At 50.9% G+C, this 13,842-nt stretch carries 5 protein-coding genes; all 5 read right to left on the reverse strand.

Translation table 11 applies throughout. From position 1 onward, the window contains the following. Positions 1–4: 4 nt before the first annotated feature. Positions 5–1,219, reverse strand: coding sequence for an HlyD family efflux transporter periplasmic adaptor subunit (locus ACO0K8_RS05930; protein WP_422945692.1), 1,215 nt, complete (start codon positions 1,217–1,219; stop codon positions 5–7). Then, positions 1,209–3,419, reverse strand: a complete 2,211-nt coding sequence (locus tag ACO0K8_RS05935; protein WP_422945693.1) for a peptidase domain-containing ABC transporter — start codon at positions 3,417–3,419, stop codon at positions 1,209–1,211. The genes ACO0K8_RS05930 and ACO0K8_RS05935 overlap by 11 nt, the downstream gene beginning before the upstream one ends. A gap of 3 nt (positions 3,420–3,422) precedes the next feature. Beyond that, complete coding sequence (locus ACO0K8_RS05940; RefSeq protein WP_422945865.1) at positions 3,423–4,676, reverse strand: TolC family protein; 1,254 nt, start codon at positions 4,674–4,676, stop codon at positions 3,423–3,425. 2 nt (positions 4,677–4,678) lie between these two features. Continuing rightward, complete coding sequence (locus ACO0K8_RS05945; RefSeq protein ID WP_422945694.1) at positions 4,679–7,342, reverse strand: sulfotransferase; 2,664 nt, start codon at positions 7,340–7,342, stop codon at positions 4,679–4,681. A gap of 223 nt (positions 7,343–7,565) precedes the next feature. Continuing rightward, the gene (locus tag ACO0K8_RS05950) at positions 7,566–13,166 is read right to left on the reverse strand and encodes a beta strand repeat-containing protein (protein WP_422945695.1); all 5,601 of its coding nucleotides are present in this window, start codon (positions 13,164–13,166) and stop codon (positions 7,566–7,568) included. Between the last annotated feature and the right edge of the window lie 676 nt (positions 13,167–13,842).

Raw genomic sequence — 13,842 nt, forward strand, 5'->3', positions numbered from 1 at the left:
GCTCTTAACGCTCGCCAAATGATTCTGTCAGTGTTTTTCTGATTGGCTTTAACAGGTAGTCCATCAGAGAACGCTCCCCAGTGCGAATATCCACCTGAGCCGTCATACCCGGTAATATTTCCAGCTTCTTCCCGGTACTTGTTATCGCAGGATAAGATTCCGCGGCCAAATGCACCCGGTAATAGATGTCTTCACCGCGAGATTTTTCCTCTTTTAAGGTGTCAGCACTAACATAGGTAACCTTGGCAGGTACGCTACCAAAAATTGTATAGTCAAAGGGATCAAAGCGAATACTCGCAGCTAAACCCGGCCGGATGTGTGCAATATCCACAGGGCGAATCTTGGCTTCAATAATCAACTGATCATCAATAGGTATGATCTGCATAATTTCCTCTCCTGCGCGCAACACGCCGCCAACGGTAGTCACTCGAATATTTTTTACGATACCTGCCACTTTGGCCTCAAAAACGCTGTCCTCTTGTTCTTGCTTGCGGCGAGTTACAATCTGTGCATTTTGCGCAATTTCATCTTCGGCTTTAGACAAATCGATCCGGGCGTCCTCAAGAAATTTATTTTTCCGGTTTGCCAAGCGTGCTTCGGCCTCATTCAGGGATCGCTCGACTCGCAGCACTTCGGAACCGCTGACATCACCCGATTTTAAGAGTTGTTCAACCAGATATTTCTCTTTACGTGCAAGATCAACCCCCACCTTCAAGGTTCTGATTTCTTCTCCAATACCAATTCGCCTCTGAGCAAACAGAGCACGCTCGACATCAACAATCTCCTGATGGCTGGCCGGAATTTCCCCGGAAAATACCAACACAGGTGCTCCGGTCACCTCCGCCCTTAAGCGAATCGCCTTGGACTGCAAGGCAAATAACCGAGCTTCAACCTCGGCAACGACAGCTCCTATCCGCGTTTGCTCCAACCGGGCCAGCTCTTGCCCAATCTTAACGTGATCTCCCTCTTTCACCATTAGTTTGGATAAGGCTCCCCCGTCAACCGCCTGAATCACCTGCACCCGCTTGCTCGCAATCACTTCGCCGCTGGTACGGGTGACTTCATCAATTTTAAAATTCATCGCCCATATAATGAAACCAACCATGGCGAGAGCAAGTAAGCCAAACAGGGCGCCATGACTGCGGGAATGATAGTTTTCCAGCCGAGCTACCTTCGCCTGCTGCGAAGAATCATCCGTATCACCACGATTAAACCCCATTGTGCGGCCCTCCGATTTGCGGCATACCTGTTGGCCGCGGGGCAAGCGGTTTTCTTGTAAATAATTGAGGAATCACGTGTTCAGGCTTTCCATCTTTAATAATTTCACCTTGCTGCATCAGAATTACCCGCGTTGCTAACTTAGCTCCCAACATGGGCCGATGAGTGGACACGATCAGAATATCCTCTGGCAAAACAAACTCTTCCAAAACGGCCCAGACTTTTTCTTCACTCTCAGCATCCAGCGATGCGGTAGGTTCATCCAGCAGCCAAATCCTGGGCGCACCAATAATCACCCGCGACAAAGCCACCAGTTGACGCTGTCCGCCGGATAACCCTTCCCCCCCCTCACTTATTCCAAGATCCATGCCAGATGGATTATTTGCGGCAATGGCATCGACGCCGAGAGCCCGGATCACTTTCAGGAGTTTTGAGTCACTGCCTGTGCCGGAGAGCGTTAAATTGGTGCGCAAAGTCCCTTTAAAGAGATGTACCATTTGTGGCAAATACCCCGTCTGACTGGCGACCAGCTGTGGATCAACTTCCCATAGATCCGCATCGCCCAAGCGAATCCGGCCCTCATTCGGGCGATATAAACCCGCCATTACCTTCAACAGAGTAGACTTACCACAACCAACCGCCCCCACCAGTAAAACCCGCTCCCCGGAGTGGAACGCCAGTTTCGGAATATTAATTTGTTGGATGGGAGAATCAGGGTAAGCAAACCGAACCCTGTCTAATTCAATGCTCTCAGGTAAATGCTCAGGCAATAATAAGGTTTGATTTGGCCGGCGCTCTAAATCCAAATCAAGGACTTGATTAACCATCTTCAATGACTGACTGACACCTTGCCACTGAGTAATATATTGAATCCCCTGCGCAATCGGCGCAATGACCCGTCCGCCCAAAATACTGCAGGCAATCATGCCTCCCATCGTCAACTGGCCCAGCTCAACCTGCCAGACCCCGACCACAACTGCAGCCACATAAGCAATATTGGATAAAGTGCTTGTCGTTACATTAGAGAAATTGTTAATCGCTTTTTGCTGAATATTATAGCCATCAATCGAAGCGGTGATTTTTTGCCATTCTTCAGAAAACCGCCATGTGGCGTTACTAGAACGAATCGACTCAGCACCACGGATAGCATCAACTAGCACCCCTTGTCTTTCGTTGCTACGTATCATTTGTTTAAGCAATAAATCACGCAGTTGAATCTGCGTTACAAAACCTAAAATAAGCGCGATCGGTAATAAGCTGGCATAAACCCATCCCACTTTGCCGCCGATCACACCAATCACGCCGATAAACATCAGCGCAAAGGGCAGGTCAATCAGTCCAAAAATAACTCCCGATGAGAAAAACTGCCGCACAGAATCAAGGCCACTGACCTGTGCCGCCAGCGTTCCCAGGCTTTTAGGCTGAACATCTAATCGCAGATGGAGCAAATGATCAAAAACTTGCTGCGATACCTGCTTATCCACTTTCACAGAGACACTATCCAAAATCCGTGCTCTAACCACTTTCAGGCACCAATCAAGACTAATAATTAATGCCATTCCAACCACCAGCGTCGTCAAAGTAGAATAGGCCATCGTTGGCACTACCCGGTCATATACCTGCATAGCAAACAGCGAAGTGGCAATGGCAATGACATTAATAATCAAGGTTGCAATCACCACCTTAATCACCCAGGATGAATCACGAAACAACTCGCGCCACACCATATGGGCGGCCTGATTATTTCTGAATTCCGGCGTGATCGACTTCGAGCGTTGCGCTGTTGCACGAAGCCATACAACCAGCGAATTTTGCAAGGGTGCATCGCTGATTTCCTGCGTCTGTCCAGCTTGATCTGTCAGGCAGATCATTCCAGTCTCACCCTGCTCTGCCAGATACCATTGGTCTTCGTACCAGACCAATGCCGGTAAACGCCGTAAATCCAGCCGGCGCCATATCAGCTGAACCGGCTGTACTCCTTTAAGCAGCGCCTGAGCCAGAATATAACGAGCCTGATCGGCAGAATTAACAGCAGATAAATGATCCGCTTTGGCACATGCCGCAATCAGCAATGGCAGCTCCGCCGCCAAGCCCAGCTTGAGTAATAATTGATGCAAAAGTACGGCAGAGATTACTCTGACTGGAGAAGATTCCTTAGCTGTTAACTCCACATCCACGGATTTATTTGAATCAGGCACCATTATTTATCTCTCCGGCTGGTCAATAACATAATCAAGCCCGCCAATTAAAACTTTAAGTTTGAGCGCACTGACTTGCCCGTCATTACTTGCCTGTACCTGCAGCAAGCGCTGCTCAGTTAATTCACGTTGCATATTTAAAACGTCCAGCCAGCTTTTAAACCCGGACTCATACTGCCTTTGATAAGAGTCTAAAATCGCGTTCACCTCAGTGACCGACTCGGCCTGTGATTTCTCCAGGTTTTTCTGCAACTGCAGATTGCTTAATAAGCCAGTTACCGTACGGCGAATCTCGTTTCGCGCCGCATTCAAATCATCGGTACTCGCCTGTACCCGCGCATCAGCAGCCCGGGTTCTGCCTATCGTTGAAAAACCCATCCCGTCCAAGCTGGCTTCAAGCACAATACTGACGCGTGCTTTATCCGTTACAAAAGCTTGATTAAAAACATGATCGCCCTGCAAATAAACAGTGGGCATTGATGCAGTCAATTCCCGGGCAACCAAGGCTTGGGCCAGCTTGATACGCTGTAATTTCAACTGCACAACAGCACTCTGCTCCTGCGCAAGGGGAGCCAGATCGGCCGCAACTGGTAACTGCAAGAGGGTAGCGGGAATAGCTGGTTTTGCATCCACCGGAACCAGTGTCAGGGATAGTAAATCTTCCATGGCGACATCCAGCTCTGTGAGATACCTATCCTTTTGTGATTGCGCCTGCAACATACGAGCTAGCGCAAGCCGGACATCAGCAACTGAAGCTAACTCGCCTCGCTGGCGGCGTTGGATTTGCTGATAGAGTTTGGTCAGACTCTGTAAGTTGTCTTCCGCAATCTGTAACCGCGCTTTCGAGCCCTGCACGTGCGCATAAGAGGTAACGGTCAAATCCATGACTTGACGCATCAATTGAATATAATCGGCCTGATTGGCCGTTAATGACGCATCTGCAAAATTAATACTGCTGTCGATCCGCCCAAAGGCCCACAATGGCTGTCGTAAACGTACGCTGCCAGGCCGGGTATGATCATCATTAGCTGCCCACTGACCGCTTAATGATGGAAAACGCTGTGCTCTGGCCACATCACCATCAAAACCTGAGGCTGTTACTTCCGACAATTTCGCCTTCAGCGTCGGGTTTAATTTCACGGTGGCCCGCAATGCACCTTCAATGCCACTCATTTCACCGGCAGCAGATAAATTCGCCATAGCAAAACTGCATAGCAGCCCAAATATCCACGTTTTTTTACTCGTTAAACAGATTGTCATACTCAAGCCTGTGCTCCGTTTATCTGCATTGAAGACAGGCCTGAGTTCTGGCGCCAGTCAGCTTCCGCGGAATGATCTGCCAGTGGCTCGCGGGACTGTCGAACCCCTGCCGCTTTCTCGGGCAAACCAGCCAGCTCATAGGCTTTGGCTAAATCCTCACGCCAATCGGCTTTCCAGGGGCACTGTTGAAGAGCTTTCTCCATCAGCTTGATGCCATCATGGATATCATCGGACTGCACATAGATCAGTCCCAGCATATAGTTGGCTGCAGCGTGGTCTGGAATATGATGCAATAACTTCTTGAAGCTCAGCTCAGCCTGGGCAAATTTCTGCTGTTTATAATGCATAACCCCATCGGTCAGTAAACCAGCCTCTGGCAAAGTCACCATCTCGATCGGCTCCCATGTAATTTTGCGATTCGTGCCCTGAATCAAAGGCGCAATGTATTTTTCGTAATGCATCCATTTGGCTTTGGATGTTTTGTAAATCGGCTGGCGCACCTGCCAGACACTGGCGGTTTTAACGGGGCGATCCAGTTCACTGAAGTTCAGCACCTGCGTCTCCCAGTCCACGCCAATATAATCCAGCATTTTGCGTGCCATTCCCTCAGTATCCTCAACCACATCCTCATAATTTATTTCCAGGATTTCACCCGGAAAAAGCTGATGCCAGTGCTGCATCAGTAAATTATGGTCAGCTAACTGCTCACCAATCCACGTTAAATCGTAGGCAAAACCCATACCGCCAAATTTGGCCTGATAATCCATAAAATAATTGGAAATCGCGATATCACGCGGATCACGGCGCACCGAAATAATCCGAGCATTCGGAAATAAAAACTTAATCAGACCAATATTTTCAAAATTGTGTGGCAGCTTATCCACCACATGGCGGGCATCCGGATCAAAAACCTGCAATTCCTCCAGAATGCCATTGGCAATCCCTTGCGCCGTGGTGGCATTTAAATCATCAATGCAATCGGGATAGCTGCGACCCGAGCCGGTATTCCTTTCCCAGCGGTTTAACCCTTGAATACGGGCTGGAATAATGCCCAGTTCGCCTGCCCCGCAAATCTGGCTGTGGCCGGCTAAAATCTGCTCGATCAGCGTGGTCCCCGAACGCGGCATGCCCAATACAAACACCGGCAGGCTGGATGCCACGCCACAACCCTTGCGGTGCTCATACAATTCTTTGCAAAAGGCATGGCGGATCTGTGCACAGCTTTGCCGGTGCACTTTTGGATCGTAAGAGAGGAATTTTTTACTACCCAGATTGGCCTCAGCCGCCAGAGCAAAGCCCTTTTCGTAATTTTTTTGCTTTTCCCATGCACTGGCCAGCTGCAATAAAAAACCCGGCTGGCTGCGTCCCACCAGGCTCGGCTGTCTGGCCATCCATTCCAGCCGGTCCAGCGTTTTTTTATCTTCAGGAAACCGGCGGGCATTAATCAGCGCCGAATAGCCCTTGGCAGGGTCAATTTCTTTGATCCGCTCAAATAAGGTAATGGCCTCTTCAATTTGGCCGCATTGCATTTGTTGCTGGCCCAGCCCCTGTATTGCCGGCAAGAACCATGGGTTTTCTACCAGAATTTCCCGGAACAGGATTTCGGCCACCGCAAAATGCTGATCCTGGCTTTCCACCTGTGCCAGCGCATTTTTAGCCTGCCAGCGCAACACCTGGATCGCCTCTGCAGAGGCGCGCTCATCCTCTTGCAGAGCCTCTGCCTGCTCAAGCGCCGTTTCGGCCGCCTGGCGGGCCAGCTGATCCATCTGATGTACACAGGCACCTGACAACCTGACCCACCAGCTGATTTCTGGCTGACCTTGCTTTCTGGCCAGAGCAATACCGCGGCGCAATAAATAAATGGATTGTGGAATCTGCCCCTGACATTGGGCAAGTTCGGCCATTTGCGAAATCAAATCCAGGTTTTCAGGATAATATTTTAGTGCGGCGCGTAAAAAATCATCGGCGGCAGCATGCTGATCCAGCCCGGCCAGCTGCAGGGTAAACCCCTGCACCAGACGCACCCAGGTGGCTTCACTTAAAGAGGCGACATGCGCTTCCAGCCATTGCTCAGCCTTAGCGATCTCGCCGCCGGCAACTTGAATTTCAAGCTGCAAAGCCTGTAATTGAACAGTAAATTCTGCAGCAACCTCTGCACGCAATGCATGGGTATCCACACAGGCAGAGTCGTGGGCTTCTTGCGCTGCAAGCAGATCGCCCTCCTGCAGACAAAGCCGGGCCAGCGCACTCCACACGGAAAACCGCTGAGGCTCAAGCGCAGCCGAACGAGCATACAGCTGCCGAGCCTCCGCCACCCGGCCCTCACAGATACGACACCAGGCCAATCTTGCCAATGCCAGAGCATGTTCCGGCTGTTGTTCAAGCACCGCCTCTAACAGGGGCAAGGCGATTTGCCAGCGCAATAAAACACAATAGGCACCCGCAAGATCGACCCGGGCATCTAAGTCCAGCTCATCCTCATGCGCGGCGGCCTGCTCGCACACCTCGCTGGCCTCGGTGTATTCACCCAATTTTGCATGGGCCAGCGCCAGCAAAGGCAAGGCAGCCAGCTGACCATTTTCTGACCATAAAGCCTGAGCATTGGCTTTAAGCTCGTTAAATTGCTGCTGATCTGCCAGAGAGCGAAGAATATTTAAATAAACCATCAGGAGGAAGTTGATTCCAGGAATATATTTAAAAAAAAGAAACCGCTTGCAGGAGAAGCAAAAGGGATCCTCCCGGCCCTGAACCACAGAGCCAGAAGGCCGATAAACCGGGGCGATCACGCCACAAAACCTCTTTGTATTAAATAAACGTGAGCTTCCCCAGTGCTGACTATTTAAAAGGCGCCAAACCAGCGCGGCGGCCTTACCCCTGCAAAGCACGGTTTTATGAGGCCAATCCCTGCGTAGTCAGTACATTGGCCGGCAAGGCATTCATCCACAGCGCCCCGGTCGCTTTTCCAGGGAAGCCATGAACATTCGACCATGGCCCATTATTGGCCACCCCATTGGCATGCCACAGATAAATCCCATTAGACATCGTTGCGCCCCCGACAGGGTTGCCGCTGAAATTGCGCCGGAACAAACCGGTATTGGTCAGGTTCGCCGCCCAGGAGGACAAACCACCCAGTCTGCCCCACTGAATCGTTCCCGGGCCTGAGCCCTGACCGCGGGCATTGACGGCCTGTCCGCTGGCAATATTGACCCCAGAACCCGTGCCAACCAGGATCACTTTGTCATTGGCATCCAGATTATTCGCCCCGGTCCATTGCCCCCATGTGTCCCCGTGTGCTCCGGAATGCGCCAGCGGTACATTGCCGCTGTTCACACGAATATAAATCGTGTAATCCACTCCGGTAGCAAAGGTGCGGGAGCTATGGGCAGAAGTAACCCCCTGCACCAGATCAAAGATCACGATTGATGAATTGAGCGATGCAGCCGTATCAAAATCACGGGCATTCTGCGCAATGCCAGTGAAACTATTACCGGCGGTATCGGTAATCACCCCTGAACTCATGGTGACATCGTAGTGCGTGCCCCCCGCCAGGTCCGCAGTAGGATTAATGGTCACCACCCCGCCGCTGATCGAAACCTGACTGGAGTCAGTAATACTGATGGTACGGACATCCGCGCCGCCATTACTGATCACAATATTGCCACTGCCCGCCAGCACATTTTCATTAAAGGTCAGCACAATATTACTGTTAACAGCAACGGCAGTTGCATTATCAGCCGGTGTGCTGCTGGTTAAAGTGGGCGCACTGGTGTCGCCGGTTACCGCAAAATTACTGGTGTGAGCGCTGTTATTACCCGCCGTATCGGTTTCTGACACGTTGAATAAATAACTGGTGCCATCCGCAATGGAAGCGGTATAAGTCCAGTTGGTTCCGCTGACCGTTCCTGCGCCAATCAGGGATGCACCGTCGTAGATATAAACAACCGAGCCGGCTTCGCAGGTCCCCGCCAACACCAGGCTGGAATCATCTGAGCGCGAACCACTGACCAGCGCCCCCGTGATACTGCCCACATTGTCAGTCACACTGTTCAGGTGAGCCGTCACGGAGGTGTCGCCCGTGATGGTAAAGCTACTGGTGGCCACACTGGTGTTACCTGCAGCATCCGTTTCTTTTTCATTAAACTGATAGGTTGCGCCATTCGCCAGCGTGGCGGTATAGCTCCAGCTGGTGCCGCTGACCGTGGCCGCCCCCAGGAGGGTTGCGCCGTCATAAACATTCACGGTGGAACCGGCCTCGCAAGTACCGGCCAAGGCCAGGCTGGTATCGTCCGTGCGGCCACCGCTGATCAGCGTTCCTGTGAGCGAACCCACATCATCCGTTGCACTGGTAAAGTGAGCGGTTGGCGCGGTGGTGTCGCCAATCACCGTAAAGTTACTGGTCGCCGCGCTGGTATTGCCGGCAGAATCCGTTTCCTTAGCATTAAACTGATAAGTGGTGCCATCGGTGATGGTGGCACTGTAGCTCCAACTGGTCCCGCTGACGGTCGCAACACCCAACAGTGTGACTCCGTCATAGATATTCACATTGGAGCCGGTTTCGCAGGTGCCGGCTAAAACTAAGCTGGTGTCATTGGTTCTGTCACCACTATTTAATAAGCCCGTCACCCCAGCCACATCATCGGTCGCGCTGGTAAAGTTAGCAGTTGGCGTGGTGGTGTCGCCAATCACGGTAAAGTTGCTGGTGGCCGCGCTCGTGCTCCCTGCGATATCCGTTTCTTTGGCATTAAATTGATAAGTCGTGCCATTTACGATCGCCGCATTGTAGCTCCAGCTGGTGCCACTGACCGTGGCAGCCCCCAGGAGCGTTGCACCGTCATAAATATTTACGGTGGAACCTGCCTCGCAAGTGCCTACCAGCGCCAGGCTGGCGTCATCGGTGCGAGCGCCGCTAATCAGCGATCCCGTCACACTGCCCACATCATCCGTCACGCTCGTCAAACTTGCGGTAGGCGCACTGCTGTCGCCAATCACCGTGAAGTTGCTGGTCGCGGCACTGGTATTTCCGGCTAAATCCGTTTCCTTGACATTAAACTGGTAAGTGGTGCCATCGGTGATGGCGGCACTGTAACTCCAGCTGGTTCCGCTGACTATAGCGGCTCCCAGCAGAGTTGCGCCGTTATAAACATGAACGGTCGAGCCGGCTTCACAAGTACCGGCTAAAGCTAAACTGGTGTCGTTGGTTCTGTCACCACTGCTTAATAAGCCCGTTAACCCTGCCACATCATCTGTTGCACTAGTAAAGTTAGCCGTGGGTGTGGTGGTATCAACCAGGAAGCTTGCATTATCCGCTACTGCAATATGAGTCAACATCGCAGCATTTCCGGCAGCATCCCGCAATGTACCTCCATTGGCACTGAGACTATTTGCATCAATACTGATACCGTTTATATCGCTTTGTCCTGCCTGAATGCCATACTGAAACAACAAAGCCGTTGTTCCGGAACCCGATATATAGTTGGCATAAACAGAGGCTCCACCAATATTTAAAGCAATTCTTGGCGTACCGCCGCCTGTATTAACAACCGTTGCTTCATCCATTGTCACTGTCACTGAAACAACGTCACCGGAATTAAGGATACTGTTTTGTGCTCCGGTTGCACTACTAATCCCAACGGAGCTAACCTGCGGTGCGATTTCATCAACAAGATCATTAATCGCCAGAGTGACGGCCTTTTCGCTGGCGTTGCCGGCCGCATCCGTGGCTACCACGGTAAAGCTGTAGCTCGCTTTGGTTTCAAAGTCAGGATTGCCGGCCAGCGTCACTGCCCCCGTGCTGCCGTTAATGCTGAGCAGCGCCACATCGCCGGTCGCCGCTTTCAGGCTGTACACCGTAGCACCAGTGGCAATATCGCCGCTATCGGTCGAAGTCGCCGTATAAATGAGCTGCCCGGCACCGCTGTTTTCGTTGAGCGCCGTGGCCGTCGCTGCCGACGTGATACTCGGCGCCACTTCATCGAGATTGTTCACCGCCAGAGTGACGGCCTTTTCGCTGGCGTTGCCGGCCGCATCCGTGGCTACCACGGTAAAGCTGTAGCTCGCTTTGGTTTCAAAGTCAGGATTGCCGGCCAGCGTCACTGCCCCCGTGCTGCCGTTAATGCTGAGCAGCGCCACATCGCCGGTCGCCGCTTTCAGGCTGTACACCGTAGCACCAGTGGCAATATCGCCGCTATCGGTCGAAGTCGCCGTATAAATGAGCTGCCCGGCACCGCTGTTTTCGTTGAGCGCCGTGGCCGTCGCTGCCGACGTGATGGTCGGCGCCACTTCGTCGAGGTTATTCACCGTCAGCGTTACCGCCTTTGGTGTGCTGCTAGATTTACCATCACTGACAATAACATTAAAACTATAGCTGGACTTTGTTTCAAAATCGGCCGCAGCAATTAAAGTAACGACACCCGTAACTGAATTAATATTAAACGCTGCGGCATCCTGGCCGCTGAGGCTATAGCTTAAGACAGCTCCGACATCCGCGTCGCTGGCAGTGGCGGTATAGACGACCGCACTAGTGGCGGCATTTTCAGCTACAAAAGCCGCTGTGCCAGAAGTGATCAGTGGCACAGCATTGCCGGTAGTATCAACGATTAAGGTAAATTCGCTTGCGGCTAAATTCAAATTTCCGGATGCACTGGTAAAGCTGCCGCTCAACACATTGATGGTTGCAGGCGCGTTACTGTTTGGCGTTGGCGTAAAAGTCGCAGTATAGGTTTTTCCGCTGCCCGCAAAATTACTCAGGACGCCACCTGTAACAATAATGTCATTTGCAGCAAAATCATTAGCGGCATCACTAAGCGTAAATGTCAGCGTTGCGACATCACCCAGAGTTAATTGGATGTCATTACTACCAATCAGCACGGTTGGCGGAACGGTATCGACCACAATACTGCGCGTCGCTATCGCCGTTTCACCGGTGGTCAGTGTGGCGATCGCAGAAATCGTCTCCCCGCCTTGCCCCATCGCATTGATATCACTTCCGGTAACGATGTAGCTCCAGGTTGTTCCCGTAACAATAGCGACTTGATTATGACCACCGATACTCAAGGTAACGGTGGCCCCGGCTACCGTCGTGCCGCTAATGACAGAATTGGGTTCACCAATTGTGATTACATCATCGATAGCAATATGATTAATGCTCACAGAAGGACTGGTTTTTACGGTTAAACCAGAGATCACAGCACTTAAACTGGCGCCCCCCGTTCCATTGGCATTCACTGCTGCAGCTCTCGCCCCGACAATCAGGCTGTCCAGTACCTCCGTATTAAGTACCGCTGTGCCGCCCGTAACATTAAGCCCGGCGGTCACATTATCTATTGTCGCCTGCATATTGCCACCATTGCCGACATCCATGCCGGAGAAGGCCGCGAGAACAGCGCCATATTTTTCTGCCGCACTTAACGAATCCGGGGTAAAACTGGCATTAGCAGAGCCTAAGGTGTTTACGGTCGTAACAACCGGACTCTCAGCAAGATCCGCTAATCCAAAGGCATTGGCTACGGCGGCATTCGTTTGAACAACAGAATCTACGGTAATAGCTTTGGCACTAGCACCATCAAACACCGCCCCCGCCTTGGCAGCCGCAATCGTGGTCAAAACATTAATATTGAGGTTTGCAATACCAGTATTAACCACGCCCACTGCCATCAAATTGGCAGTTAAGTCACGTGCTTGTCCGGTTGCCTCGTCGATATAGTCATTTGTATTGGCACCGCTATCGTTATCTCGTACCTTGGCAATAACCACACCTGTATAACTACCGACGTCAAAGATGAATGTACCTGTTGCACTCAGCTTTCCGGTACCAAGCAGCGTAGTGCCATCTGACTGATAAAGACTCACCGTCAAGCCATTGGTTTCGATAACGGGACCTGCCACTACCGAAATATTCACAATATTGTGTACAAGTGTGGGTGGCGCTATGACAGTTTCATGACTGCTCCCCCCGTTTACCATTGCAATACCACCAAGAGCAAGCGCAGTCCCGCCTGCCCATGCGACAAACGCATGAGTATTTCCTGGTGGAATATAGGTAATTTCAGTTCCGCTGATACCGGATAAAGTAGATAGTAATGCGGTATTGCTTTGCGCCATATCCATCACAACATCATGGGTGCCATGGACATAAACAAGATGACTGCCATCGCCCAGATCGGCCCCCTCTGCACTATCTCCGCTCAATTTGAATTCGCTTCCGCGGTCTCCCGGCAGGGTGATATTACAAGATGCACTATCACATTCTTTAAAGTAATTTACAAGGTGAACCTGAGTGCCGTCTGCATAATCGAGTTGCAGATCATTGCCCGATTTTTTTGCAATAAGATCATCAACCAGTTGCCCTTCCTCGCCTTCCCGGTGCTTGAAAATGCGGTAATGCTCTCCGGCTTTTGCTTTAAATGTATTGACTTTCCCCATGATCAATAACTGCGATGACTTACCGTCAAACAAAGACATGTTGTCAATTTTCGTAGCCACATTGCTCATGAAGAACTCCTATTTGTAATTGGATATTTAACTCGGGATTAACTAACGTGATTTTAAAAAGTGAACATAACTGTACACTGAGCACACGTTAACTCCAAGTAAAACATTTGCTTCTCAGACAATGTTGCACTCACAAAAAGATGCGAAGACTCCAGTAATAATTACTGGCGGCTTGAATCGCCTAGGAAGTGCGAGGAAAACGAGGATATGAATGGCCCAGTCCGAAAGTTCTTTATTTACTAAGAGTGAGGATGAGAATCTGGCAATGAGCCCCTCAGTTTAAGTACTAGCTTGCAGACAACACGCAAATCGGGGGGGGATGCAGCCAATAATGCTTAGACATCTCGAATTAACAACACATCAACCGACATCAATACCCATTTGAAAGCTACTTACCGCATCCATCCTGAACCGCGCTTTTCCCTGAAAAAGCGTTTAATATCAATTATTTCTAGCTACCGTTACGGATGAAAAATTACATTTAATTTTTCACTGTATATTAAACGCTGCACCCATAAAGCCCGCATGCACGATAGCTCTAAGCCACTTTAAGTCGCTGCATGGGGTGCACGGGGTCGAAGGTTCGAATCCTTCCGTCCCGACCAATAAAATCAAGGACTTACAGTTTTTAGACTGTCAGTCCTTTTTTATTTTCCGGCTCAGTGTCCGGCGCGTG

This window comes from Undibacterium sp. Ren11W (assembly GCF_049340485.1).
Taxonomy (GTDB): domain Bacteria; phylum Pseudomonadota; class Gammaproteobacteria; order Burkholderiales; family Burkholderiaceae_D; genus Undibacterium.